Raw genomic sequence first — 26,110 nt, 5'->3', positions numbered from 1 at the left:
CCCCCGAACCGTCAGCACAATCAACCTTCGGGGTGCCCCACCCCAGCCCCAAAGGCAATGTCGCCGCCAGGCGACGAGCCACCCCTCACAACGTCCGCACAAACGGATCCCACTCAACGGGCAACGGCTCCCCCGGCTCCACCCGGCTGCTCACCTCCACCCCCACCCCACCTGCCATGGACTCCTCAACCGCCACCATCACGTCCAGCACGTGATAACCCATCTCCCCCGAAGCCCGCTCGATCCCCCCGCCCCGAACCGACCGGGCCAGATCGAGAACCCCGGTGCCGCGGGAACCCGAATGCCCCACCGCGGTCACCTCTTCCGGCGACGCACCCCCGGCAAGATGCACCACCGTCGACCCGCCAAACCCATTGGGATCCGGCAAAACCGCAGTCCCCAGCGAACCGGAAACCTCGACAACCCCGGTACGCCGCAGCGCAGAATCAAACGTCAGCAAAACCTGCGCACTGCCCCCGCGCGCAAACTCGATCAACGCACTCACCGTAGTAGGCACTGTCACCGGAAACTCAGTCCCAGCCCGAGGCCCGGACCCGATCACCCGAGTCTCCCGCCCCTTCCCGCCGACCCCGGTCACCTTTCGCACGGCCCCGAACACCTGAACCAGCTGCGTCAGGTAATACGGCCCGATATCCAGCAACGGCCCGCCCCCGGCCTGGAACAGAAACTCCGGCGCAGGATGCCAGCTCTCCGGCCCAGGCGTCTGAAACAACGCCAACGCCGCAACAGGAGCCCCGATCCGGCCAAGCGCACGAAGCGCGGTCTGATGCCCGGCGCCGAGCAGGGTATCCGGCGCCCCAGCCACCCGCACCCCTTTCTCCCGCGCCCGGCCGAGAAGCTTCCGCACCGTCTGCCGATCCAGCCCGATCGGCTTCTCCGTCCACACGTGCTTGCCCGCCTCGACCGCCGCGAGACTGACCTCGACATGCACCGCGGGCACAGTCAGATTCACGACGATCTCAACCTCCGGCGACGCAAGCAGATCCGCCATCGACCCGCTCCAGGAAACCCCGTATTTCGCCGCCTGCCCCCGAGCCCGGTCCAGATCGAGATCAGCCACCCCCACGACCCGGAGATCCGGAAACGCGGTCAAATTCTGCAAATAGGCATCGCTGATGAATCCAGCCCCGACGACCCCGACCCCGACAGTCACTCCCCCACCCCGGCGAGATAAGCGAAACTCTCCGCAATACCCCCGAAAACATCCTCGTGCCGATCGAACTCCACCACCCGCAACGCCCCCGGAGCCGCAGCCAGCACGTCCCCCAGCGGCACTCGCCCCTGCCCCGCGGGCACCTGCCCAGAAGCGTCGATCGCCAGCGACCCGTCCTTCACATGGATCGCGCACACCCGATCCCCCAGCCGGCGCAGCAACGCGGGCGCGTCCTCGCCGCCCGCCGTGGCCCAGTAGGCGTCGATCTCCAGCACGATCTCCGGAGCGAGCCGATCCGCGAGGGCCTCCAACGCGCTGCGCCCGCCGATCCGCGTTTCCAGCTCCCACCAATGGTTGTGGTACCCCACCCGAATCCCATATCCCGCAGCAACCTCAGCCGCGGCATTGAGCGCGGACGCAGTATCCGAAATATCCGCCGGACTCCCCCACCGCGCGGCCGGAACCAACGGCTCGATCACGATCCCGATCCCCAGTTCCCGAGCCGCCGCGAACACCGCCTGCTGGTCCTTCCCGACCAACGCGGCATGCGCGGTCGGCGCGCTCAACCCGTGCGCGGCCAGCCCCGCCCGGAGAGCCTCGACGTTCTCCACCACCCCGTACGGCTCCACCCGGCTGAACCCGATCGCCGCCAACCGCCGCAACGTCCCGTCCGGATCAGCCGCGAACGCGTCGCGCACCGAGTACAGCTGCACCGAAGGTCCACCCATGCCAACTCCCAGCGGTAGAGGGCTTTCGCCAATTCCTACCACCTGGTCAGAATTGGCACCAGGACACAACCGGACGGACATCCCGGCCAAGATCAGCCGAGATCCTTGTGCCAGATCAGAAAATCGCACGGGGCAGCCAGCAGCGGCGCCAGCTCCGGATGCGGCCCGTCGATCATCGACGTCTCCACCACCCGGTATCCCAGCCGGCTGTACCACTGCGCGAGGAACTCCTTGGCCGGATGCGTCCACCCCCGCGGCACCAGCAGCTCAAGCTGCATCCGCGTGCACCCCTGCCCCCGGCAGTGCCTCTCCGCGAACCGGACCAGCTCCCGCCCGATCCCCGCGCCGCGCACCTGCGGCGAAGCGGCGAGCAGGCCGAACTCCCCGAGATCCTCGGCCAGCCGCTGGATCCGGACCGAGCCCACCACGGCCTCGTCGATCCGGGCGACCGCGATCTCCCCCGCGCGAACCAGCCCGGCCATCTCCCCGGCGTTGGTCCGATCGGCCGGACCGGCCCACAATCCCGCCTCGGCCTTCGCGTAGACGGTGTTCACCAGATCGGTCAGCAGGGCCACCAGCGCGGCGTCCTCGGCGGCGGACGGCGGCAGGAAGGCGATCTCCGGGGTCCTCACCTGTCCAGACTAGCCACACTCAGCTGGCGGCCGAACCGGGAATCGCGGGCCGCGCCTCCCCGAAGCCGCCGTAGCGACCGGCTTTCGCGCGCTTGCGCACCTCGTCGAAATGCCGGTGCACCGCGTGCGCGGCCGCTTCCGCGTCGCCGCTCACGAGCGCGTCCACGATCGCCTGGTGCCGTTTCGCAGTGGCCGGAGCGGACGAAACCGGCCCGCCCATTTCGCCTTCCGCTGCCCGGTAGACGTCCCAGAACAAACCGGTCAGCTCGCGCGCCAGGCCGAAACCCGCCTCGGCGCAGATGAGGTCGTGGAATTCGCGGTCGGCCACCGCCGCGTCCGGTCCCTTGCGGCGCATCCGCGCCACGCACGCCTGCAGCTGCCCGATCAGCTCCGGCCGGTGGTCGCGCGCGACCCGGCTGGTCAGCTCCGTTTCGATCATCTCGCGGACCTCGAGCAGGTCGCGCAGCCGTCCGGCGTCGGTGCTGCCGCGGCTGCGCGTGCGGAAGAGCAGCCACGTCTGCAGCGCCTCCGACCCCGCCGAGCCGACGAACGTGCCGTACCCGTGCCGGACCTCGACGATGCCGAGCGCCTGCAGCGCCTTGACCGCCTCCCGGATCGAATTCCGGCTGACCCCGAGGTCCTCGGCGAGGCTCAGTTCGGTCGGCATCGGCGCGCCGGTCGGCAGCTGCCGGTCGACGATCAGGTCGATGATCTGCTTGGTGATCTCTTCGCTGCGTTGCGGGCGCGCCACACGTGTCTCCCGGATGTCTTTCTTGCACTGGCACGTCGCCATCGGAGGACATCCTACGTCATGACCGGCCTGCCCCGCTGCACCCGCGCGGGTGGGGACAAGCCTCTTGACCGGCGCGAGAACGGGACTTAGGGTTCCGGCAAGTCATAGGACGTCCCACGTCCTACTTCTCGATGCTTTCTGGGTGGAACACCGCATCAAGTCAGGAGACGCCATGTCCCGAACCGCCATGGGGACTTCGTTCAACCGGCGCGCGCTGCTGCGCTACGCCGGGCTCGCCGGTGCTGCCGCAACGGTTTCGTCGACGCTCGCCGCGTGCGGCGGTCCCGCGTCGACCAACAAGACCGGCAGTTCGTCCGGTTCCGTCACCGCGGTGATCGGGTACGGCAACAACCAGACCTGGGACCCGCTGCAGACCGCGTCGGCGTTCGCGATGGCGGCCATCCTGCACAGCTACGAATCGCTCGTCGAGGGCGATCCGGTCACCCGGGAGCCGTTCCCCGGACTGGCCAAGGCGCTGCCTGCCGATCTCAAGAGCACCAAGCTGCGCTTCGAGCTGCGCGACGGCGCGAAGTGGCACGACGGAAAGCCGGTGACCGCCGACGACGTCGTGTTCACCTACGCCCGCGTCCTCGACCCGAAAGAGAACGTGCTCATCCACAGCTTCTTCTCGCAGTGGCTGGCGTCGGTCACCAAGGTCGACGCGAAGACAGTTGAGTTCGGCCTGAAGTTCGCGTTCCCGTACGCGCTGCAGCGGATCCAGATCTGCAAGATCGTGCCCAAGCACGTGTTCGAGAACAACTGGAAGGCCGCCGCCGCGGGCAAGGTCGTCGGCTCCGGGCCGTACAAGGTCACCGAGCAGGCCCCGCTGTCGCACACCTCGTTCGAGAAGTTCGCCGGTTACCACGGCCCGCGCCCGGCCGCGTACGACAAGATGCTCTGGAAGTCCATTGTGGATTCCGCGCCGCGGGTCGCGGCGATCTCCGGGGCCAAGCCGGACGCGCAGATCGCGGAGAACATCCCGCCCGCCAACGCCGAGCAGCTGCGCAAGGCGGGCCGCACAGTCGAATTCGCCGACGGCGGCAACAACCTTTTCCTGCTTTTCAACACCAAGCACTCGCCGTTCGCCGACAAGCGGATCCGCCAAGCGCTGCACTACGCGATCGACAAGAAGAAGATGATCGAGATCGGCTTGCGCGGCACCGGCACCGCGGGCACGTCGTTCATCAACCCCAAGCTGCCCGGTTCGCAGCCCGCGTCGCAGAGCTTCGAGCACAACCCGGAAAAGGCGAGGCAACTGCTCGCCGAAGCGGGCGTCAGCGGCCTCAAGATCTCGCTGTCCACAACGAACACCTCACTGGTTCTCGACTGCGTCAAGGTGATCAAGGAAGGCTGGGACGCGATCGGCGTGCAGACCACCTTGGACTCCCAGGACACCAAGGCGCTGTTCTCCAAACTGGACAACGGCGACGACTTCCAGGTCGTGGCCACCACGAACAACCCATTGCAGTTCGGCAACGACCCGGATCTGCTCATCCGTTACTACTACGACGCGCAATCGGTGCTCATGACGAAGTACGCGCGCTGGACCGGCGACGACACCGACGCGTTGCTGGCGTTGCAGGACAAGGCCGCCGCGGAAACCGACGAGACCGAGCGCGACGGGCTGTACAAGCAGTTGCTCGACCAGATTTCCGAGCAGGCGGTGATCTACCCGATCGTCTTCACCCAGATGGGCACCGCGTGGGACCCGAAGGCGATCAGCGGCGTGCGTGCCCAGGGCTACCCGGGCATCTGCCTCAACCAGGCCAAACCGGTCTGAGAAGGAGACCCGCGAAGTGACAGTCGTCGTGCGGATGCTGGCCGGCCGCATCCTCGCCCTGATCCCGCTGCTGCTCGGCGTGATCCTGTTCGTGTTCATCGTGATGCGGTTCTCGCCGGTCGACCCGGCGATGGCCGCGTTCAACGGAGCCAACGCCACCGCTGATCAGCTCCAGCGGTTCCGCGAGCAGAACGGCCTGCTCGACCCGTTGCCGCTGCAGTACGCGCGCTTCGTGTGGCATCTGCTGCAAGGCGACTTCGGCACGAGCGTGATCACCAAGGAGCCGGTGGGCCAGACCATCGCCACCGCGCTCCCGCTCACCGTGCAGCTGACCCTGCTGGGCCTGGTGCTCGCGCTCGTCGTCTCGGTTGTGCTCGGCGTGACCTCGGCGTTGTTCCGCGGCCGCTGGCCGGACCACCTGATCCGGTTCGTGACGCTCGCCGGAGTCGCCGCCCCGGCGTTCTGGATCGCGCTGCTGCTGGTGCAGTGGCTGGCAGTGGGCAAGGGCCTGTTCCCCACCAGCGGCTACGTCAGCCCGGCGGATTCGTTCTCCGGCTGGCTGAACTCGCTGACGCTGCCCGCGATCGCACTGGCCGCGCCGGTCGCCGCACAGCTGACCCGGGTGATCCGCACCTCCATGGTCGAGGAACTCGACAAGGACTACGTCCGCACCGCACGCGGCGGCGGGCTGCCGCCGGTCGTGGTGGTCGGGCGGAACGTGCTGCGCAACGCACTGGTGAACCCGCTGACCGTGCTCGGCCTGCGCGTCGGCTACCTGCTCGGCGGCGCGGTGGTGATCGAGACGATGTTCGCCCTGCCCGGCATGGGCCAGAACATGATCCAGGCCGTGCAGGACGGCGACACCGCCAAGGTGCAGGGCTTCGTGCTCACCATCGCGGCCGGGTTCGTGCTCGTGAACCTGATCGTCGACGTGCTCTACCTCGTCGCCAACCCCCGGTTGCGGAGCCGCTCGTGATGCGCCCGGTCCTCCGCCCCGACCTGACCGCCCGGCTCTCCCGGCCCGGCGTCCGGTTCCGGCGGCTTCCCCTGTCCTCCTGGCTCGCCCTGGGCGGGCTGACCGTGCTCGGGCTCGTCGCGGTCCTCGGCACCGTCGTGGCCACGCACAATCCGGACCTGCTCAGCACCGACACCGGCGGGCCCAGCGCGGCGCACTGGTTCGGCACCGACCAGTCCGGCCGCGACATCTTCTCCCGGCTCGTCGCGGGCACCCGCTGGTCGCTCGCGATCGGCCTCGGCGCGACGCTGCTGGCGCTGGTCGCGGGCGTCGTCGTCGGGTCGTTCGCGGCGACGTCCGGCCGCCGGGCCGACGGGCTGGTCATGCGGGTCCTCGACATCCTGATGGCCTTCCCCGGCATCGCGCTCGCCGCGGTGCTGGTGGCGGTGTTCGGCCGCGGCATTCTCGTGCTGATCCTCGCCATCGGCTTCCTCAACATGGCTCCGGTGGCGCGGGTGGTGCGGGCGAACGTGCTCGCGCAGTACGGCGAGGACTACGTCGCGGCCGAGCGGGTGATCGGCGCGAAACGGCTGTTCATCCTCGCCCGGCACGTCGCGGTCAACTGCGCCGCGCCGATCCTCGTGTACTGCACGGTGACGGTGGCGGACGCGATCGTGTTCGAGGCGTCGCTGTCGTTCATCGGCGCGGGGATCCAGCCGCCCGACCCGTCGTGGGGTTCGGTGCTGTCGGACGGCAAGGACCTCGTGCTGACCGGCGGCTGGTGGGCGACGCTGTTCCCCGGCCTGCTGATCCTGGCCACGGTGCTGGCGTTGAACGTCCTCTCCGAGGGGATCTCCGACGCTTGGGCCGCGCCGTCGGCTCGCACCGCGAAGGCGGCCGAAGCGGCACAGCACATCGAGCTGGCCCCGGAGACCACCGCTCCGGTGCTGCCGCTGCGAGGCCTGCGCGAAGCCGGGCAACGGCTGGCAGCGAAGGCGAGGGAGCTGTCCGGCCGGGAAACCGTGCTGGCGGTGGAGAATCTCGCGATCTCGTTCCCGGACCGGCACAACGGCGTGAACGTCGTCGACGGAGTGTCCTTTTCGGTCCGTTCGGGCGAGGTGCTGGGACTGATCGGCGAATCGGGCTGCGGGAAATCGCTGACCGCGCTGTCGATCATGGGCCTGCAACCGGACACCGCGCGGCTCAGCGGCGAGATCCGGTTCGCCGGCGAAGACCTGCTCACCCTGAAGCCGAACGTCCGCCGCCGGCACCTCGGGCACGACCTGGCGATGGTGTACCAGGACGCGCTCAGCTCGCTGAACCCGGCGATGACGATCCGCGCGCAGCTCAAGCAGTTCACCCGGCGCGGCGGCACGCGCACGCCGGAAGAGCTGCTGGAACTGGTCAACCTCGATCCGGGCCGGACGCTGCGGGCGTATCCGCACGAGCTCTCCGGCGGGCAACGGCAACGCGTCCTGATCGCGATGGCATTGTCCCGCAGCCCGAAGCTGATCGTGGCCGACGAGCCGACAACGGCGCTCGACGTGACCGTGCAAGCGCAGATCATGGCGCTTTTGCTGCGGTTGCAGGAGGAACTGGGCTTCGCGCTGGTGCTGGTGTCGCACGACCTCGCGCTGGTATCCGACATCGCCGACCGGGTGGTGGTGATGTACGGCGGGCAGGTCGCCGAGACCGGCGCGACCGCGGCCGTCGTCGGCGCGCCGCAGCACCACTACACGCGTGGCCTGCTCAGCGCGGTGCTGTCGTTGGAGGAGAACGAAGCGACGCTCACCCAGATCAAGGGCATCGTGCCCGCACCGGCGGACTTCCCGCCCGGCTGCCGGTTCGCGAACCGCTGTCCCGCCGCTCGCGGGCACTGCTTCGAGGTCGCGCCTGAGCCGTCGGGCGACGGACATCTCGTGGCTTGCCACTACCCCGCGGAGCGGCCAGTCGCGGCCGTCGTGGAAGGAGCGCAGGCATGAGCGCAGCTTGCCAGCGAATCATGACTATCCTCACCGGCATCTCCCGATCGATCAGCGCGCAGCTGCTCAAGGAGGTCTCGGCATGAGCCTCGTCGAAGTCGACGGTGTGCATGTGGTGCACAGGATCCGCGGGTCCGGTCTGTTCGGCCACGACCGCGTTTACGCGCTCACCGACGCGACCATCGCCATCGCGAAAGGCGAAACCGTCGGCGTAGTAGGGGAATCGGGCTGCGGGAAGTCCACTTTGGCCAAAGTGCTGGTCGGGCTCCAGAAGCCCACCTCCGGCATGGTGCGCTACGCGGGCCGGCCCCTGTCCGCGCTGCGTCCGGCCGAACTGGGCCGAACCGTCGGCATGATCTTCCAGGACCCCTCGACCGCGCTGAACCGGCGGCTGCCGGTGGCGAAGATCCTGCGCGACCCGCTCGACGTGCACCAGATCGGCACGGCCGAGGAGCGCGCCGAACGGGTCCGGGAGCTGATGAACCTCGTCGGGCTGCCGTCCAGTGTGGCCGACGCGCTGCCGTCGCAACTGTCGGGCGGACAGCGGCAGCGCGTGGCGATCGCCCGCGCGCTCGCTCTGCGGCCGGCGTTGCTGGTGGCCGACGAGCCGACGTCCGCTTTGGACGTTTCGGTGCGCGCGCAGATCCTGAACCTGTTGCTGGAACTGCGCGAGCAGCTCGAACTGGCGATGGTGTTCGTGTCGCACGACATCCAGACCGTACGCCGGATGAGCGACCGCATCGTGACGATGTACCTCGGCCGGATCGTCGAACAGGCCCCGGCCGCCGAACTGCCGCACCACGCGCGTCATCCGTACACCCGCGCGCTGTTCTCGGCGACGCCGAGCCTGCTGCATCCCGTGGAACCGATCGTCCTCGGCGGACCCGTGCCGTCGGCGACCGCGCCGCCGCCCGGCTGCCCGTTCCACACCCGCTGCCCGAAAGCCACCGATGAGTGCTCCCTCGCCTTGCCACCGCAGTCCGGGCCGGACGAGCACACCTACCGCTGCATCCACCCAGAAATCGGAGTGACTGCCTCATGACTGCGCCCAGGTTCGCCGGCATCATCCCGCCGCTGTGCACGCCGTTCCACGACGATTTCACCGTGGACACCGCGTCGCTGCGGCGGCACATCGAATTCCAGCTCGACGCCGGCGTGCACGGGATCTTCGTGCTCGGATCGTCCAGCGAGGTCGCCTTCCTGCCCGACGACCAGCGCCGGAGCACCGTCGAAACCGCGGTCGACCAGGTCGCCGGGCGGGTTCCGGTGCTCGCCGGCTGTATCGACATGACGACCCTGCGCGTCGCGGAGCACGTGAAGACCGCCGAAGCGGCCGGCGCGGACGCCATCGTGGTGACCGCGCCGTACTACACGCGCACGCACGTCGCGGAGATCGACCGGCACTTCCGGCTCCTGCACGAGCGGACGTCGCTGCCGATCTTCGCCTACGACATCCCGGTGGCCGTGCACACGAAGCTCGACCGCGAACTGGTGCTGGACCTGGCCGCGGACGGCGTTCTGGCCGGGCTCAAGGATTCCAGCGGCGACGAGGCCGGGTTCCGGACGGTGCTGCAGCAACGGCGCGAACGCGGACTGGAGCGCTTCGCCGTGTTCACCGGCTCCGAACTGCTCGTGGACGTCGCGCTCGCGCAGGGCGCGGACGGCGCGGTGCCCGGGCTCGGAAACGTCGACCCGGTCGGCTACGTGCTGATCTACGACCACTTCCGCGGCGGCAATCCGCAGGCCGCGCGGCGCGAGCAGGAACGGCTGCTGACCCTGTTCAGCATTACCGACGTGGCCCCGCCGAACCGGATGGGCCGCGGTTCGGCCGCGCTCGGCGCGTTCAAGGCGTCGATGAAGATGCGCGGATTCATCGACAACGCGGTGATGGCACCGCCGCAACTCCCCCTCAACGACGACGAACTGCTGCGGATCAAGGGAAAGCTAGCGGAAGCGGGTCTCCTCTGATGGATCGGCTGTACTACGGCGGGGACTACAACCCCGAGCATTGGTCGCCCGAGGTGTGGGCGGAAGATGTGAAACTGATGGCCGAGGCTTCGGTTTCGATGGTGACGGCCGGGATTTTCTCCTGGGCGCAGGTGGAACCGCGGCCGGGCGAATTCGATTTCGGCTGGTTCGACACGGTGCTGGACAATCTCGCCGCCGGCGGCGTCCGGGCCTGCCTCGCCACCATGACGGCTTCGCCGCCGCCGTGGCTTTCGCACCGGTATCCGGAAATCCTGCCGGTGCGCGCGGACGGAACCCGGCTGTCCGCCGGTGCGCGGCAGCAGTTCTGCCCGTCCAGCCCGGTGTTCCGTGAGCACGCCGCCCGGCTGGTCGAACAGGTCGCCACCCGGTACGCCGGGCATCCGGCGCTGGAAATGTGGCACATCGGCAATGAGTTCGGCTGCCACATCCGCGCCTGCTATTGCGATGAGTCCGCAATGGACTTCCGACGCTGGCTCACCGAGCGCTACGGCGGCATCGAGGCGTTGAACGAGGCCTGGAGCACGACTTTCTGGTCGCAGCGGTACTCCGAGTTCGACGAGATCCAGCCGCCGCGCGTCGCGCCGACCTTCCCGAACCCGGCGCATCAGCTGGACTACCACCGGTTCTCCTCCGACGCTTCGCTGCGCTGCTACCTCAACGAGCGCGAGGTGCTGGCCCGGATCACGCCGGACGTCCCGGTGACCACGAACTTCGTCGGCCTGGTGCAGAAGTCGCTCGACTGGAACAAGTGGGCGCCGCACGAGGACATCGTGAGCCTCGACTCCTACCCCGACCCCTACGATCCGCGCGGGCACCTGGAAGCGGCTTTCGCCTACGACCTGGTCCGGTCCGCCAAGGACGGTCAGCCGTGGCTGCTGCTGGAGCAGGCGCCGAGCGCGGTGAACTGGCGCACCCGCAACAGCCCGAAGCCGCCGGGAACGATGCGGCTGGGCAGCTGGCAGGCGGTCGCCCGCGGCGCGGACGCGGTGCTGTTCTTCCAGTGGCGGCAAACTCCGGGCGGGGCCGAGAAGTTCCACTCCGCGATGGTGCCGCACGGCGGTCCGGACACCCGTACGTTCCGCGAGGTGCGCGACCTGGGCCAGGAGCTGGCGTCGCTGCCGCAGCTGGCGGACAGCCGGGTGAAGGCCGACGTCGCGGTGCTGCACGACTGGAACAGCTGGTGGGCGCTGGAGCTGAACTCGCATCCCTCGGACGACCTCAGCCAGCTCGACGCGCACCTCGCGCACTACGCGCCGCTCTTCGACGCGAACGTCACCTGCGACGTCGTGCACCCGTCGCGCGACCTGTCCGGCTACCGGCTCGTCGTGGCGCCCAATCTGTACCTGGTGGACAGTGCGGTCGCGGCCAATCTACGCTCCTATGTGGAGGGCGGCGGGCATCTGGCGGTGTCGTTCTTCTCCGGCATCGCCGACGAGAACGACCGGGTGTACACCGGCGGTTATCCCGCGCCCCTGCGGGACGTTCTCGGCCTGCGCGTCGACGAATTCTGGCCGCTGCCCGAGGGCGGTTCCACGACGCTCGACCTCGACGGCGCGACCGTCAGCGCCACGATCTGGTCCGAATGGATCGAAACCGAAGGCGCGGACGTCGTCGCCGCTTTCGCCGAAGGCCCGCTAGCCGGTCGCCCCGCGCTCACGCGGCACGAGTTCGGCTCGGGCGTGGCGTGGTACCTGGGCACCCGGCCGGACGCGGGGGTCATGCGCACGCTCTTCGACCGGATCACCGCCGAGGCCGGAGTTTCGCCGGTGCTGCCCGGGTTGCCGGACGGCGTCCAGGCAATCGTGCGGCACGGTTCCGACGACTATCTGTTCCTGCTCAACCACAACGCCGAAGCCGTCACGGTTTCCCTGCCTTCACCGGGTACCGATTTGCTCGCCGAGCCCACCCAGCCCTCGTCCGAAGTGGAACTGGCCGCGCACGGCGTGGCCGTCCTTTCCGGACAGTTCGGAACGGAGACCAGATGAGAACCGCCCTTCGCGTGGTGCTGGCGTTCGTGCTGCTGGCTTTCCTCGCTCCCGCCGGTTCGGTGCAGGCCGCCCCGCGATTCGAGCAGGAAGCGCTCTTCACCCCGCATCAGGAAACCGGCTACGCGTGTTTCCGGATCCCGGCGATCGTCCGCAGCACACACGGCACGCTGCTGGCCTTCGCCGAGGGCCGCAAGGACAACTGCGGCGACACCGGCGACATCGACCTGGTGCTGAAACGGTCCGCCGACGGCGGAACCACCTGGTCGCCGCTGCAGGTGGTCAACCGCGGCGGCGGGGACACCCACGGCAACCCAGTGCCCATTGTGGACGCCAAGACCGGCCGGATCGTCCTGATCACCACGTACAACAAGGGCCGCACCGACGACAAGGGCTGCGACGTGCCGTGCCCGCGCACGCCGCACTCGCAGTACAGCACCGACGACGGCCGCACCTGGTCCACGCCGGTCGACATCAGCGCGCAGGCGAAGCTGCCCGCGTGGGATTCCTGGTACGCCTCGGGTCCGGTGCACGGCATCCAGCTCCAGCACGGCAGGCACGCGGGCCGGCTCGTCTTCGGAGTGAACGCCGAACGCAGTGACGGCGCCAATTCCGTCGAAAACTACGCCGGTCTCGTCTACAGCGACGACGGCGGTTCCTCCTGGCACGTCGGCGCTGTCGACAACTACCCGCATCCGGTGGGCGGCACCTTCACGCAAAAGCCCTCGGAAGTCAGTGTCGTGGAACTGCCGGACGGCACGATTTACGCCGGGGGCCGCGAACAGAGCGGCACCGACATCGGCAACCGCGACTACGCGTTGAGCCGGGACGGCGGCGAAACGTTCTCCCAGCGCTTCACCACGATCCCCGACCTCGTGACGCCGATGGTGCAAGGTTCGCTGCTGCGCCTGGACCGTCCCGGCGGCAAGCGGATCCTGTTCGCCTCTCCCGCCGACACCGACCGGCGGCGCTGGATGACCATCCGTTCGTCCTATGACGACGGTCGCACCTGGGAAAACGCCGACCAGGGCACGCGGGTCACGACGGACTGGTCGGGCTACTCCGACCTGGTCCAGCTCAGCGGCCCACAGGACAGGAACGCGAAGATCGGCCTGATGTACGAGGGCGGCGCGGTGGACGCCCGAGACGAGATCCGCTTCGCCCGCTTCGACGAGAACTACCTCGGCTGGAAGCGTTCGCCGGGAGTGTCCACTCCGGACGTCGCGAGTGGACGGCCGGCTCGCGTCCTCGGCGACGCCAGTGTGGTTCCTGGCAAGTTCGGCAAGGCGGTCCAGCTGAAGAACGGCTTCGTCCGCGTCCCGTACTCGCCTGCGCAACTAGTGGGCTCAGCCGACTTCACCTTCTCCACCTGGGTCAGCTACGGCGCGGTGAAAGACCCGCAGCCTCTCCTGTGGCTGGGCGGCATGGGCTCGACCGCGCCGCAGCTGTGGCTCCGCGCCGAACCCGCGTCGCATCGTCTGATCGCGATGATGACCACCGCGGCCGGAAGCAAGTCGGTCACCACGCAGTCGGCGTACGACGATCAGCGGTGGCACCACGTGGCGCTTCAGCGGTCGGGCGGCCAGCTCCGCATCCTGGTCGACGGCGCGGTGGCCGCCTCCGGCCCGGACTCGCCCGGTTCGGTCACCCAGACCGTCTCGTTCCAGCTGTGGCTGGGCGAACGTCTGGACGGCGCGCAGCACCTGTCCGGCACACTGGACGACAGCCGCCTGTTCCGGCGGGCACTGTCCACTGCGGAACTGACTGCGGTCCGCGCCGGGAAACCGGTCCCGGGCGCGGTTATGGCGCTTCCCTTCGACCGGTAGCGCACCGGCTGAAGCCGGGTGGCCGCCACCCGGCTTCAGCCGTGCAACGCGAGATACGGCGCGATCCCGACCAGCACCGCGATGAGGGCGGCTTTGAGCGTCTTGGCCGGCAACGCGTGCGCGATCCGCCAGCCGATCAACACCCCCGCCAGCTCCGGGATCCCGACAATCGCCGCCAGCCGCCAGTCGACCGCGCCGTGCAGGACGTACCCGAGCGTCCCGACGCTGGCGATCACCACCGACTGCGCCTGCGCGGCGGCGAGCGCCCCGAGCACCGGCATCCCGGCGACGACCAGCAACGGCACCGCCAGCATCGGCCCGCCGACCCCGACCAGTCCCGCGACCACCGCGACGCCCGCCCCGATCGCCCCCGCGATCGGCAGCCCGACCGCCCGCTCCCGCCCCTTCAACCCGACGAACACCGCCACGACCAGCGCGAACCCGCCGAGCACGATCCCGAACGCCTTCGCCGACACCCAGGAGTTCAGCAGCACGCCCAGCGGAGTCCCGACGGTCGCGGCCGCGGCGAGAACTCCCGCCACCCGCCGGGTTTCGGGTTCGCGCAACTGTCCGGAATGGACAAAAGCGGCGCTGCCGAGAATCCCGGTGGCCACGTGCGTGACGATCGCCGTGCCCGCCACCTGCGCCGGGGTGAGCGAGGTGAAGACGAACAGCCCGACGGTCGCGAGCACTCCGCCAGGTCCGACGGCGGTGATGCCGATCCCGGCCAGCAGGCCGGTGACGATGAGCGCGACGATCACCTTGGGCACCTCCGGAAGTCGTTCCCTGGCCTGCGTTCCGCCCGGACTTCGTGCGTGTTCATCCCGGTCAGAACCGGGATGAACACGCACGAGGCTCGCCGGATCACGCCGCGCCGCGCTGCAAGGTCGCCCGCAGCGTGAGCCGGTCCGCGCGGATGTGCAGCCACTCCGCGTCGACCGGGCGCCCGTCCGGCAGCCGGGTCAACCGGTCCAGCGCGAAAACCGCGGTCCCCGGCGCGATGTCCAGCAGCGCAGCCGTATCCGGCCCGGCGGACACCGCGTGCACCTCGACCTCCGCCCGCCCCAGCCGGATGCCGTTCGTCTCCTCCAGCAACGCGAACAGGTCCCGGTGCGCCAGGTCCTTCCCCAGCAACGCAATCCCCAGATCCGCCACCAGATAGGTCGAGTCCAGCGACAACGGCGCCCCGCCCAGCCGGCGGACGCGCTCCAGGTGCACGACCTCCTCCCCGGCCGCCAGGCCGAGGCGCTCGGCCACCGACGGCGGCGCGGCGACCGTCTCGGCGGCGCGCACCTCGTTCACGACCTCGCCGTGTCCTTCGAGCGCCTCCGCCAGCCCGGTCAGCCGATCGAGCCCGTGCCCGTATTTCGGGCGGACGACAAGCGTCCCGACGCCTTGTCTGCGTTCGACGAGCCCTTCGTCCCGCAGCAAGCCGAGCGCTTCCCGCACGACGTTCCGCGACGCGCCGAACCACTCGCCCAGCGCCCGCTCGCCCGGCAGCAGGTCGCCGACCTCGCCCGCGACGATCCGCTGCCGCAGGCCGTCGGCCACCTGCCGGGCCCGTTCCGCCCTCCGCTGCGTAGTCACCACCTCGGCGACGCTACCTGGATTTTGATTACGCCGAGGTTACGCCACCCATATTGACCTGCGGAAACGCCGTGAGCAGCGGCAACAGGAGACCCGGCGGCGCGTTCCGCCACCGCGAACCGGCGATCGGCCGCCGAACCGCTCCCTCGCGTCAGCCTCCGGCCGCCGCAGCGCTCAGCAGATGCTCCCCAGGCTCGACGTCCAGCCCCACCACATCCCGTACTCGGCGAGGTTGCCCGCGTCGTTCAGGTGCACGTTGCCGGCCAGCCAGGGGCTCGGGTTCGGCAGATTCGCCGAGCCCCTTGGCGACCGCCGTCTGGTAAATCGACGTGGCGTACTGCGACCAGAAGTACTTCTGCGTCTGGCCGCCCACGGATTGGGCGTCCACTTCAGCTCGGCGTAGATCGGCAGCAGGATGTCGACCCCGGGCCGCGCGGCGCGGACGGTGTCGATGACCTTGCCGAGGTTCGCCTTGAACACCGCCGGGTCGGTCTGCGAGATCAGCTCGTTGCCGCCGAGGTCGATGAGCACCAGGTCGGGCTGGCGCTGCGTGAGGTCGGCGAGCGCGCCGGCCGTGTCGGGCCAGCGGCCGCCGGGGAGGTAGTCGGCGGCCATCGCGCCGTTGTGCGCGTAGTTCTTCGTGGTGGTGTTCCACTCGGCGTGGAGGTCGTTGGCGATTTTGTGGTCCAGCCGTACGTGGTCGGCGCGTAGGTGTCGGTGGCGGACTGGTAGCCCGTGGCGGCCGTAGCCGGTGTCGGCCGACGTGCCGAGGATCGCGACCTGCTCCTTTTTGGTGCATCAGGTGCTGGTCTGACCGGCGTCCGCGGCCACGGCGGGGGACACCGCGAGCCGAAGCCGACCAGGATCAGCAATGCCGCGACACGGGCTTTTCGCGGGGGGACCGGGCCTTTCCGGGAGGATGATCTGCGGAGGTGTCGCCGCGACCGCCCCACGCGTTACCGGTGTGCCCGAACAGAAACCTGGATGCGGGGAGCGTCACGGTTCTGGCAGTCTCGAAGAGGTGAAGATCCTGTTCGCCTCCGCGCCCGGGCACGGGCTCGCCCTTCCGCTGATCCCGGTCGTCTGGGCCGCCCGTGCCGCCGGCCACGAGGTCCTGCTGGCCACCACCGCCGAGATCGCCGAGGTGACCGCGCGCGCCGGCCTGCCGGTCGCCGACGTCTTCCCCGGCCGCGACCTCTGGACCGACCTGCTGGCGACCGTCAAGAACGGCTCCGCCCCGGACGCGGGCGAACCCGAGGAATACCGGATCGCGCGGCAGCACCGGGGCCCGTTCGGGCTCTTCACCGCCGCCATGACCGCGGGCACGATCGAGGCGGGCCGGGCGTTCGGCGCGGATCTGGTCGTCTACCCGTCCGACCACGGCGCCGGCGCGCTCGCCGCGGTCGCGCTGGGGGCGCCCGCGCTCGAGGTCGGCAACCGGATCTCGTGGTCGGCCAGAGACCTCTCGTGGCGCACCGAGCACGACGACTTCCTGAGCGGCGAGCTCGTCGCGCTGATGCGCGAGAAGCTCGGCCTCGGCGACGCGCCGCCGAAGGTCATCGCCCGGATCGACCCGCGGGCGCCGAGCATGGGCGGGCTGCGTGCGGACGAGGAGCACGCCGACGAACGCGACGGCGCGCCTTGGTGGCCGATGCGGTTCGTGCCTTACAACGGCGGAGCGGTGCTGCCGGAGTGGGCGCTGCGGAAGCCGGAACGGCCCCGGGTGGCGGTCACGCTGGGCACGGTGGTCCCGGCGATGACCGGGGTCAGCAGCTTGAAGGTCGTGCTGGACGCGCTCGGCGGGATGGACGTCGAAGTCGTTCTCGCGGCAGGCACTGCTGATGTGAGCGAACTGGGCGAGCTTCCCGGGAATGTCCGGTCGGTGGGGTACTTGCCGTTGTCGGTGTTTCTTCCCGGCTGTTCGGCGATTGTTCATCACGGCGGGTCCGGGACTACTGCCGCGCCGCTGTTCTACGGAGTTCCGCAGGTGGTTTTGCCCAGTTTCGCGGACAATCCGATGTCGGCTGAGCGGGTCGTCGACCGCGGCGTCGGGGTGAGCCACGATCCGGCCGCGGTGGATGTGTCCACGGTGCGGAAGCTGGTTTCGCAGGTGCTTGAGGATGAGTCGTTCCGGCTTGCGGCCGCGGAGGTCCGGGCGGAGATGAGCGGGCAGCCCAGCCCGGCCGACGTCATCGCGCGTGCGGTCGCGGCCCTTCGCTGAAGTACGCGCAGGGTCGTGACGGGAACCCTGAGGGAATCAGATTCCTTCAGGGTTCCCCGCACGGCCTTCCGGCCGCGGCACGCTAGATAGCCGTCTCGCCCTTGCCCAGCACGACAATCCCGGAGTCGCTCACGTGGTAGTGGCCGCGGTCCCTGGCCAGATCGACCCCGATATGCGCACCAGGCGGGACAACGACGTTCTTGTCCAGGATCGCGCGCCGCACCACCGCGCCACGCCCGACCCGGGCCCCGTCCAGCAGCACCGAACCCTGCACGACAGCGCCGTTCTCCACGAACACGTCCGGCGACAGCACTGAATCCACCACCTGCGCGCCGGAGATGATGCAGCCGTTGCTGACGATCGACTGGGTCGCGGTGCCGCCTTCCACGAACTTCGCCGCCGCGCGTTGGCCGGGGTGGGCCAGGATCGGCCATTTCCGGTTGTACAGGTTGAAAATCGGCTGCGTCGAGATCAGGTCGGTGTGCGCGTCGTAATAGCTGTCGATCGTTCCGACGTCGCGCCAGTAGCCGTGGTCCCGGCCCGTTTCGCCCGGCACCACATTGCCGTTGAAGTCGTAGACCGCCGCCTCGGATTTTTCCACCAGCGCCGGGATGATGTCGCGGCCCATGTCGTGTTTGGACGCCGGGTTCTTGGCGTCCGCGTGCAGCGCGTCGAGCATCACCTGCGTCGTGAAGACGTAATTGCCCATCGACACATACGATTCGTCCGGCGAGTCCGGCAAGCCGGGCGGGTCCTCGGGTTTCTCCAGGAAGGCGTCGATCTTGGTGCCGTCCTCGGTGCTGATCACGCCGAACGAACGGGCCTCCGCGCGCGGCACGCGGATTCCGGCGACCGTCACGCCCGCGCCGGACGCGATGTGCGCGTCGATCATCTGGCGCGGGTCCATCCGGTAGATGTTGTCCGCGCCGAACACCGCGATGTACGCGGGCGATTCGTCGTGCACGAGGTTGAGGCTCTGGTGGATCGCGTCCGCGCTGCCCTGGAACCAGCGCGGGCCCAGCCGCTGCTGGGCGGGCACCGGCGTGACGTACTCGCCGGTCAGCGACGACAGCCGCCAGGTGGTCGAAATATGCCGGTCCAGCGAATGCGATTTGTACTGCGTCAGCACGCAGATCCGGCGGATCCCGCCGTGCACCAGGTTGGAGAGCACGAAGTCGATCAGCCGGTGCACGCCGCCGAAGGGGACCGCGGGTTTCGCGCGGTCGGTGGTCAGCGGCATCAGCCGTTTGCCCTCGCCGCCGGCGAGGACGATCCCCAGCACATCGGATCCGTCGATCACGAAACCCTCCCGCACGCCTGGTAAACCCCGACCGTCGCGGCGGCGATCGCTGTCCAGCCGAACTCTCCCACCGCGCGGTCCCGTCCGGCGAGGCCCAGCCGGGTGGCGCGGTCGCGATCCGCGGCCAGGTCGTTGATCCCGCGCGCGAGCCCGGCCTCGAAAGCGCCGGGCTCGTTCTCGTCGTAATGCACCAGCACGCCGGTCTCGCCGTCCGCGACCACCTCCGGGATGCCGCCGACGTCGCTGGCCACCACCGCGGTGCCGCACGCCATCGCCTCCAGGTTCACGATGCCGAGCGGCTCGTACACCGACGGGCACACGAACACCAGCGCGTGCGTCAGCAACTGGACGACTTCGGTGCGCGGCAGCATCTCCGGGATCCAGTGCACCCCGGACCGTTTCCCCTGCAGTTCCGCGACAAGCCCGCGGAACTCCGCGTCCAGCTCCGGCGTGTCCGCTCCGCCCGCGCACAGGATCAGCTGCACGTCTTCGTCCAGAGCGGCCCCGGCGCGCACGAGATGCGGCACGCCTTTCTGCCGGGTGATCCGCCCGACGAACAACGCGTACGGCCGGTTCGGGTCGATGCCGTGTTTCTCCAGCACATCGGTGCCCGGATCGGGCTGGTAGAGCTCGGTGTCGATGCCGTTGCGCACCACGTGCACCCGCGCCGGGTCGACGTTCGGGTACGCGGCGAGGACATCGCGCCGCATGCCGGAGCTGACCGCGATGATCGCGTCCGCCGCCTCGTACGCGTCGCGCTCGATCCACGACGACACGCGGTAGCCGCCGCCGAGTTGCTCGGCCTTCCACGGCCGCAGCGGTTCGAGCGAATGCGCGGTGATGACGTGCGGGATGCCGTGCGCGAGCTTCGCGAGATGGCCGCCGAGGTTCGCGTACCAGGTATGGCTGTGCGCGAGATCGTGCCCGGCGAGCGCGTCGGCCATCGAGACCGCGATGTCCATGGTGGCGAACGCGGGCTGGGCGTACCCGTGCGCGTCGCGGTGCCCGTGCGCGCCGTCCGGGCGGTCAGGGCCCCAGCAGTGCACGTCCAGCTCGACCAGCGACCGCAGTTCCCGGGCGAGGAACTCGACGTGCACCCCCGCTCCCCCGTACACGTCCGGCGGGTACTCCCGGGTGAGCAGGCCGACCTTCATGCGTTGACCCTAGACGTCCCGACCGGAACCACGCAGTACGGAAAGCGGGCGAATCCGGTTCGCCGCTCAGTGTTCGCGCCGCCCTGCCACGACTGTCGCGCCGAGTTCGTCATCTTCTTCGACCGACACGACCAGCCCTGCCCGGCGCAGTTCGGCCGTGGCGGCGGCGGCTTGACGTTCGCTGGCCTCGAAAAGCACGTGCCCGCCAGGTGCCAGCCACGCCGGAGCCTCGGCGGCAACGCGACGGAGCACGTCGAGTCCGTCAGCTCCCCCGTCGAGCGCGACGCGGGGTTCGTGATCGCGTGCCTCGGGCGGCATCAGCGCGACGTCGTCGGTCGGAACGTACGGGACGTTCGCGATCAGCACATCCACCCGGCCGCGCAACCGCTGCGGAAGCGGGACGTAGAGATCGCCTTGGTATACCTCACCAGGCACGTTCTGCCGCGCGCAATCGACCGCGGCGGGCTCGACGTCCGCCGCGTGCAGTTCGATCCCGGGCACCTCGGCCGCGACCGTTGCGCCCAGCGCACCGGAGCCGCAGCACAGATCGAGCACCACTGACCGCGCGTGCGCGAACCCGACGGCCAGCCGCACGAGCAGTTCCGTGCGGTGCCGGGGCACGAAGACGCCCGGCGCGACCACGAACCGGCGGCCGGCGAACTCCGCCCAGCCGAGGATGTACTCCAGCGGTTCCCCGGCGACCCGCCGCTCGACCATCCCGGCCAGATCGCCCGGCTGGCCCAGCAGAAGCCGGGCCTCGTCCTCGGCGAACACGCATCCGGCGCCCCGCAACCGCGCGACGACCTCCACGACATCCACTGCGCCTCCACCCTGCCGAGCCTGGTGAGTGTTCATGCCGGTTCTCACCGGTATGAACACTCACCAGGGCCTGCCCAGACCCGCCCCACGCCAGCACGCCTGCCCCCATCGCCGCCGGTGTCGTGAGTGCTTACGGCACCACGACGACCGGCCAGGTCGCGGCGCGCACCAGCCGGTTGCCGACCGAGCCGACGAGCCGGTGCCCGCCCTGTTCGGAGGCGCCGACCACGACCATGTCCGCGTTCGCCTCCTGCGCGGCCTGGCGCAGTTCGGGGAAGGTTTCGCCGCGGCGGACCACGAACGTGACCGGCACCTGCACATCGGCCGCCCGCTCGCGCAGTTCCGCGCGCAGCTGCTCGATCTCCTCCTCGAAGGTCTGCTGCTGCACGTCGACGACCGCGGCCGCGGCGAGGCCGGTCCACACCGTCGGCGCGGCCACGTACACCACGACCAGCCGCGCGCGCTGCCGCCGGGCGAGGCCGCCGCCGTAGGCCGTCGCCCGCAGCCCGGTCGGCGAAGTGTCCGCGCCGACCAGGATCACGCGCGGTCCGTCGGTGCCCCGTTCGTACGGGCCCGGGTCCCAGCTGGGTCCGTATTCCTCGACCAGTTGCTCCACCCGGCCCATTATGTCCGGGACGCCGGGACCCGCCGGGTCGCGTGCGTCACCGGCGCGGGAACCCCGGGAAGAAACTTCCCATCCAGTTGGACGGTCCGCCGTTCGGAGTACCCCGGGCCCGCTCCGGCTGGTAGCGTCCCGGCAACCTGAACACGCGTCCGGGAAGGACCGGGGAGCCCACACGCGTGCGGCGACGAGGCGGATCGCGATGCGAGACGATGTAGTCGAGGCGAGTGCGGTGGTCGGGCACTCGCCCGAACAGGTGTGGCAGATCGTCGGCAGTCCCGAGCTGTACCCGAGGTTCGTCGCGGCGATCAGCTGGTGCGAGGTCACCGTGCCGGCCGAACGAGGGCGCGGGCCGCACTGCCTGATCCGGCTGGCCCCGGACCGGGAGACCATGGTCGAGGGCACCGTTCACGCGGCGGTGTACCGCCCGGGCGAGCACGTCGTCTGGTGCGGGCTGCCGGACGAGCGGACCTGGGTGTCGGTCGAACTGCGGCCGGTCCCGCGCGGCGGCACCGAGATCGTGCTGCGGATGATGCTCCCCTCGCTGCCGCCGGAACACTCCGGCCTGCTCGCCCGCGGCGCGGCGAAAGGCCTGCTCAAACAGCTGGCGAAGCGGATCGGGCAGCAGCTGTCCGGACTGCCGGGCGACCCGCCGGAGCAGGAGCCTGCCACGGCCCTGCGCACGGCGAACACGCTGGTCCGCGCGGGGGTGCTGGCCGCCGGACGGCCGGACAAGATGCTCAAGCAGCTCAGTTCCCTGGCCCGCTGGGGCGCGACCCTGGCCGGCGGATACCTCGCCGCGACCGCGCGCGGGGCCGACGACGTCGCGGTGCACGACGAGCGCAACACGCGCACGTTCGGCGAGATCGACGAGCGCAGCAACCGGCTGGCCAACGCGCTGGCCGCGCTCGACGTGGCGGCCGGTTCGCGGGTCGCGCTGATGTGCCGCAACCACGCGGCGATGATCGAGGCGTTCGTCGGCTGCAGCAAGCTCGGCGCCGACGTCGTCCTGCTCAACACCGGGCTCTCCCCCGCCGCCGTCGAGGAAGTGCTCACGCAGCACCCGCCCGCCGCGGTGCTGGCCGACGACGAGTTCGCGCCGATCGTCGCGTCGGTGCCCGGCGAATTCCCGCGCGTGAGCACCTGGGACGACGCCGAACAGGGCTACCGCACGCTCGACGAACTGCTCCAGGACGCTCCGGCGGCCCGGCCGAAGCCGAGCGAACGCGAGGGCCGGATCGTCGTGCTGACCTCCGGCACCACCGGGGCCCCGAAGGGCGCGCGCCGTCCGACGCCGAAGGGCGTGAGCACGTCGGCGACCGTTCTGTCACGGATCCCGTTGCGGGCCAGGGACAAGATCGCCGTGGCCGCCCCGCTGTTCCACAGCTGGGGGCTGGCCGCGATGCAGCTCGGCATGGCGCTGCGGGCGGAGCTGTCGCTGATCCGCCGCTTCGACGCGGAGCAGATGCTGCGCACGATCGCCGAGCACCGCTGCGACGCGCTGTTCGCGGTCCCGATCATGCTGCAGCGGATCCTCGACCTGCCCGAACGCGTGCGCAACCGGTACGACCTGTCGTCGCTGCGGATCGTGGCGAGCAGCGGGTCGGCGATGCCGGGCGCGTTCGTGACGTCGTTCATGGACACCTTCGGCGACGTCCTCTACAACTTCTACGGCTCCACCGAGGTGTCCTGGGCGAGCATCGCCGACCCGGCCGACCTGCGCGCCGCCCCGACGTCCGCGGGCCGCTGCCCGCCCGGCACCCAGGTCGCGATCCTGGACGACGAGCGCCGCCCGGTCCCGCCCGGCGACGAAGGCCAGATCTTCGTCGGCAACGACATGCTGTTCGACGGCTACACCAACGGTTCCAGCGTCCCCCGCGCCCACGACCTGATGGCCACCGGCGACGTCGGCTACCAGGACGCGTCCGGACGGCTGTTCGTCACCGGCCGGGCCGACGAGATGATCGTGTCCGGCGGCGAGAACGTGTTCCCGCGTCCGGTCGAGGAAGCGCTGGCCGCGCTGCCGGGCGTCTCGGACGCGGCCGTGGTCGGCGTCCCGGACGACGAGTTCGGCCAGCGCCTCGCCGCGTACGTCGTGCTCCGCCGCGGCGCCCGCATGCACGCCGAGGACATCCGGCACTACATCCACCAGCGGCTCGCGCGGTTCGCCGTGCCGCGCGATGTGTACTTCGTGCCGGAACTTCCGCGGAATGCCACCGGAAAGATCGTGAAGCGGCTTCTCAACGACGACCTTTGGCCGATCGCACAGGGATAGCCCACCGCCGCCGATCCGCCGGTCACCGCCCCAGCGCACGCCCGGCCGCCCGTCCCACCGCCTCCGCCACCGCGGCCAGCGACGGCGAGTCCAGTTTCCACTGCTGCCAGTACAACGCCACGTCCACCGCCCGCTCCGGCGCGAGATCCACCAGGTCCCGCCCTCCGGCACCATCCCCCAGCCCAGCCCGGCTTCCACCGCGTCCGCGAAGGACACCGACGCCGGGATGTAGTGCCGGACCCGGCTCGGCAGCTTGCGCCGGGTCCGGCGGCGCAGGAACTGGTCCTGCACATCGTCTTTCCGGTCGAACACCACCACCGGCGCGGCGGGCAGCCGCTCCGCGAGCGAGCCGCCGTCCAGCCAGCGGCGCACGAATTCCGCCGACGCCACCGCCCGGTGCCGCATCGTGCCGAGGCGGCTGACGGTGCAGCCCTGCACCGGCTGCGGCGTCGCGGTGATCGCGGCCATCACCAGTCCTTCGCGCAGCAGGGCGGCCGTGTGGTCCTGGTCGTCGCTGCGCAGGTCGAACGAGACCGGCGGTTCGGCCGGGACCTCTTCGAGCGCGGGCAGGAACCAGGTGGCCAGCGAGTCCGCGTTGACCGCGATCGGCACTGTCGCCGTCCGGGCGGGTCCGCCGAGGCCCAGTTCCGCGCGGGTGTCGGATTCGAGCCGGGTCAGCTGCCGCGCGAACCGCACCAGCACCTCGCCGGATTCGGTGAGCCGCACGGGTTTCGACCGCAGCACGAGCACCCGGCCGATCCGCTGCTCCAGCGCCTTCACCCGCTGGCTCACCGCGGGCGGCGTCACGTGCAGGACCGCGGCGGCCCGGTCGAACGACTGCTCGTCCACCACCGCGAGCAGAGTGCGGACCTGGTCGAGCGGAAGATCGGACATCACCAACGCTTATCTTAGTTCAGAATCTTTACCTGGAATAATGCGGACGCCCGCTTCTACCGTCGGCGGGGTGATCGCAGCACTCAGCGCCGGGTTCGGCACCGGCATGTCCCTCGTCGTCGCCATCGGCGCGCAGAACGCTTTCGTGCTCCGCCAAGGATTGCGCGGCGGTCTCGTCGTGCCGGTGATCCTCGTCCGCACGCTGTCCGACGCGGTCCTCATCGCCGCCGGGGTGAGCGGGATCGGAGCGGTGCCGCAGCGGTGGCCGCCGGCGAGCAAGGCCATCGCGATCGTCGGCGGGCTTTTCCTTGTGGGATACGGGATCCTCGCCGCGCGCCGTGCCTTCCGGCCGGGCGCGCTGACCGTCTCCCCCGCAGACCTGTCCTCGCGCTCACCTGGCTCAACCCGCACGTCTATCTCGACACCGTCCTCCTCCTCGGCTCCGTCGCGGCCGGACACGGCGACGGCCGCTGGCTGTTCGGCATCGGCGCGGTGGTCGCGAGCGCGGTCTCGTTCAGCACGCTCGGGCTCGGCGCGCGGAGGCTGTCCGGCGTGTTCACGCGGCCCACGGCCTGGCGGGTCCTGGACGGCGTGATCGCGCTCGGCGTCGCGCTGCTCCTCCAGCGGGGATACTGCGCCGATCGTTGCTGATCCGACCACAGCCACGGCCTGATGACTTCGCTGCAACGGTTACGTACCGCTTCAGGGCCGGCCTGCTTGTGGCCGAACCAGTAAATCAGCAGGCTCCCGGCGAACAAGACATTTAGTGTTGCTAATGACTCTGTATCAGAGCTAACTTCGAGACATGCCCGCACCCCGGATCGACCTCGCCGAACGCGTTCTCGCCGCGGTGCTGGGCGTGCGCCGCGTCGTGCGCCGGCGAGTGCGGGCCGCACTGCCCGGACCGCACCTGCCGGGCTCGCAGGTGGAACTGCTGCGCGTCGTGCACCGGAACCCGGGCATCGGCGTCGCGGCGGCGGCCAGGGAACTCAGCCTGGCCGGGAACTCGGTCAGCACGCTCGTGAACGTGCTCACCGAGGCAGGCCTGCTGCGGCGCGAGGTCGATCCGGCCGACCGCCGGGCCGCGCGGCTGCAGCTCACCGACGCGGCCAGGGACCGGATGGCGGCCTGGCGGCGCACCCGCACCGGGCTGGTTTCCGCCGCGCTCGCCCAGCTGTCCGATGAGGACACTTCGGCGATCGTCGCCGCGCTGCCCGCCCTCGAACGGCTCACCGAAGTGCTCAAGGAGGACCCGGCATGAGCGCGGCCCGCAAGCGAATCATCGCCATTCCGGCCGTCGCCTCCCAGGCATCCAGCGTGAAACTCCTCAAGGAGGCGGTATGAGCGAACCGGCAGTCCGCTGCACCGGAGTACGGCATTCCTTCGGCGCCACC

At 70.1% G+C, this 26,110-nt stretch carries 21 protein-coding genes and 2 pseudogenes; 11 read left to right on the top strand and 12 right to left on the bottom strand.

Annotated features, from left to right (window positions below; genetic code table 11):
* Positions 1–85 precede the first annotated feature (85 nt).
* The 4 genes from A4R44_RS27355 to A4R44_RS27340 all read right to left on the bottom strand — a co-directional run bounded on the left by A4R44_RS27355 (position 86) and on the right by A4R44_RS27340 (position 3,285).
* Positions 86–1,174, bottom strand: coding sequence for a Gfo/Idh/MocA family protein (locus A4R44_RS27355; protein ID WP_067586747.1), 1,089 nt, complete (start codon positions 1,172–1,174; stop codon positions 86–88).
* Positions 1,171–1,902 (bottom strand): sugar phosphate isomerase/epimerase, encoded by a 732-nt coding sequence (locus tag A4R44_RS27350; RefSeq protein ID WP_067586745.1) that lies wholly within the window; start codon positions 1,900–1,902, stop codon positions 1,171–1,173. Before A4R44_RS27350 ends, A4R44_RS27355 begins: the two co-directional genes overlap by 4 nt.
* Positions 1,903–1,994: 92 nt before the next feature.
* Positions 1,995–2,534, bottom strand: coding sequence for a GNAT family N-acetyltransferase (locus A4R44_RS27345; protein WP_067586742.1), 540 nt, complete (start codon positions 2,532–2,534; stop codon positions 1,995–1,997).
* Positions 2,535–2,553: 19 nt separating this feature from the next.
* Positions 2,554–3,285: a FadR/GntR family transcriptional regulator gene (locus A4R44_RS27340; RefSeq protein ID WP_067586739.1), complete on the bottom strand. Its 732-nt coding sequence runs from the start codon at positions 3,283–3,285 to the stop codon at positions 2,554–2,556.
* Positions 3,286–3,499: 214 nt separating this feature from the next.
* On the opposite strand from A4R44_RS27340, the gene A4R44_RS27335 reads away from it, so the two are divergent.
* The 7 genes from A4R44_RS27335 to A4R44_RS27305 all read left to right on the top strand — a co-directional run bounded on the left by A4R44_RS27335 (position 3,500) and on the right by A4R44_RS27305 (position 13,844).
* Positions 3,500–5,107 (top strand): ABC transporter substrate-binding protein, encoded by a 1,608-nt coding sequence (locus tag A4R44_RS27335; protein WP_067586736.1) that lies wholly within the window; start codon positions 3,500–3,502, stop codon positions 5,105–5,107.
* A gap of 16 nt (positions 5,108–5,123) precedes the next feature.
* On the top strand, positions 5,124–6,083 hold the full coding sequence (locus tag A4R44_RS27330) for an ABC transporter permease (protein ID WP_067586732.1): 960 nt from the start codon (positions 5,124–5,126) through the stop codon (positions 6,081–6,083).
* A complete protein-coding gene (locus A4R44_RS27325) occupies positions 6,083–8,044 on the top strand; it encodes a dipeptide/oligopeptide/nickel ABC transporter permease/ATP-binding protein (protein ID WP_067586729.1) in 1,962 nt (653 codons plus the stop codon). The genes A4R44_RS27330 and A4R44_RS27325 overlap by 1 nt, the downstream gene beginning before the upstream one ends.
* A gap of 82 nt (positions 8,045–8,126) precedes the next feature.
* Positions 8,127–9,086 carry an ABC transporter ATP-binding protein gene (locus A4R44_RS27320; RefSeq protein WP_067586727.1) on the top strand — a complete coding sequence of 320 codons (960 nt, stop codon included), beginning with the start codon at positions 8,127–8,129 and terminating at the stop codon, positions 9,084–9,086.
* A complete protein-coding gene (locus A4R44_RS27315) occupies positions 9,083–10,012 on the top strand; it encodes a dihydrodipicolinate synthase family protein (protein ID WP_067586724.1) in 930 nt (309 codons plus the stop codon). Before A4R44_RS27320 ends, A4R44_RS27315 begins: the two co-directional genes overlap by 4 nt.
* A complete protein-coding gene (locus A4R44_RS27310; protein WP_067586721.1) occupies positions 10,012–12,018 on the top strand; it encodes a beta-galactosidase in 2,007 nt (668 codons plus the stop codon). The genes A4R44_RS27315 and A4R44_RS27310 overlap by 1 nt, the downstream gene beginning before the upstream one ends.
* Complete coding sequence (locus tag A4R44_RS27305) at positions 12,015–13,844, top strand: sialidase family protein (RefSeq protein WP_067586718.1); 1,830 nt, start codon at positions 12,015–12,017, stop codon at positions 13,842–13,844. Before A4R44_RS27310 ends, A4R44_RS27305 begins: the two co-directional genes overlap by 4 nt.
* 35 nt (positions 13,845–13,879) lie before the next feature.
* Here A4R44_RS27305 and A4R44_RS27300 read toward each other — a convergent pair whose 3' ends face one another.
* From A4R44_RS27300 to A4R44_RS46245, 3 genes are all read right to left on the bottom strand, one after another.
* A complete protein-coding gene (locus A4R44_RS27300; protein WP_232791797.1) occupies positions 13,880–14,605 on the bottom strand; it encodes a sulfite exporter TauE/SafE family protein in 726 nt (241 codons plus the stop codon).
* Between the two features lie 103 nt (positions 14,606–14,708).
* On the bottom strand, positions 14,709–15,434 hold the full coding sequence (locus A4R44_RS27295; protein WP_067586712.1) for a GntR family transcriptional regulator: 726 nt from the start codon (positions 15,432–15,434) through the stop codon (positions 14,709–14,711).
* 171 nt (positions 15,435–15,605) lie between these two features.
* Complete coding sequence (locus A4R44_RS46245) at positions 15,606–16,109, bottom strand: GDSL-type esterase/lipase family protein (protein WP_232791808.1); 504 nt, start codon at positions 16,107–16,109, stop codon at positions 15,606–15,608.
* Positions 16,110–16,452: 343 nt separating this feature from the next.
* On the opposite strand from A4R44_RS46245, the gene A4R44_RS27285 reads away from it, so the two are divergent.
* Positions 16,453–17,652, top strand: a complete 1,200-nt coding sequence (locus A4R44_RS27285) for a nucleotide disphospho-sugar-binding domain-containing protein (protein ID WP_198545455.1) — start codon at positions 16,453–16,455, stop codon at positions 17,650–17,652.
* Positions 17,653–17,734: 82 nt separating this feature from the next.
* Here A4R44_RS27285 and glgC read toward each other — a convergent pair whose 3' ends face one another.
* From glgC to A4R44_RS27265, 4 genes are all read right to left on the bottom strand, one after another.
* Complete coding sequence (glgC, locus tag A4R44_RS27280; protein WP_067586706.1) at positions 17,735–18,952, bottom strand: glucose-1-phosphate adenylyltransferase; 1,218 nt, start codon at positions 18,950–18,952, stop codon at positions 17,735–17,737.
* Positions 18,949–20,106, bottom strand: a complete 1,158-nt coding sequence (glgA, locus tag A4R44_RS27275) for a glycogen synthase (RefSeq protein WP_067586703.1) — start codon at positions 20,104–20,106, stop codon at positions 18,949–18,951. The genes glgC and glgA overlap by 4 nt, the downstream gene beginning before the upstream one ends.
* Positions 20,107–20,172: 66 nt before the next feature.
* Positions 20,173–20,961 (bottom strand): putative protein N(5)-glutamine methyltransferase, encoded by a 789-nt coding sequence (locus A4R44_RS27270; RefSeq protein ID WP_067586700.1) that lies wholly within the window; start codon positions 20,959–20,961, stop codon positions 20,173–20,175.
* Positions 20,962–21,055: 94 nt separating this feature from the next.
* On the bottom strand, positions 21,056–21,550 hold the full coding sequence (locus A4R44_RS27265) for a universal stress protein (protein WP_067586697.1): 495 nt from the start codon (positions 21,548–21,550) through the stop codon (positions 21,056–21,058).
* 199 nt (positions 21,551–21,749) lie between these two features.
* On the opposite strand from A4R44_RS27265, the gene A4R44_RS27260 reads away from it, so the two are divergent.
* Positions 21,750–23,822, top strand: coding sequence for an AMP-binding protein (locus tag A4R44_RS27260; protein WP_067586694.1), 2,073 nt, complete (start codon positions 21,750–21,752; stop codon positions 23,820–23,822).
* Positions 23,823–23,844: 22 nt separating this feature from the next.
* Here the strand turns inward: A4R44_RS27260 and A4R44_RS27255 are convergent.
* Positions 23,845–24,716: pseudogene (locus A4R44_RS27255) on the bottom strand (LysR family transcriptional regulator ArgP).
* Between the two features lie 40 nt (positions 24,717–24,756).
* Here A4R44_RS27255 and A4R44_RS27250 point away from each other — a divergent pair.
* Together A4R44_RS27250 and A4R44_RS27245 are read left to right on the top strand one after the other, a co-directional pair.
* A pseudogene (locus A4R44_RS27250) lies at positions 24,757–25,367 on the top strand (LysE/ArgO family amino acid transporter).
* Positions 25,368–25,521: 154 nt separating this feature from the next.
* Positions 25,522–25,977 carry a MarR family winged helix-turn-helix transcriptional regulator gene (locus A4R44_RS27245; RefSeq protein WP_067586683.1) on the top strand — a complete coding sequence of 152 codons (456 nt, stop codon included), beginning with the start codon at positions 25,522–25,524 and terminating at the stop codon, positions 25,975–25,977.
* Positions 25,978–26,110 lie beyond the last annotated feature (133 nt).

The sequence above is a fragment of the Amycolatopsis sp. M39 genome, assembly GCF_001651785.1.
Classification (GTDB): domain Bacteria; phylum Actinomycetota; class Actinomycetes; order Mycobacteriales; family Pseudonocardiaceae; genus Amycolatopsis; species Amycolatopsis rubida.
The sequence above is the reverse complement of the archived record's forward strand: the minus strand, read 5'-3'. Positions and strand labels throughout refer to the sequence as shown.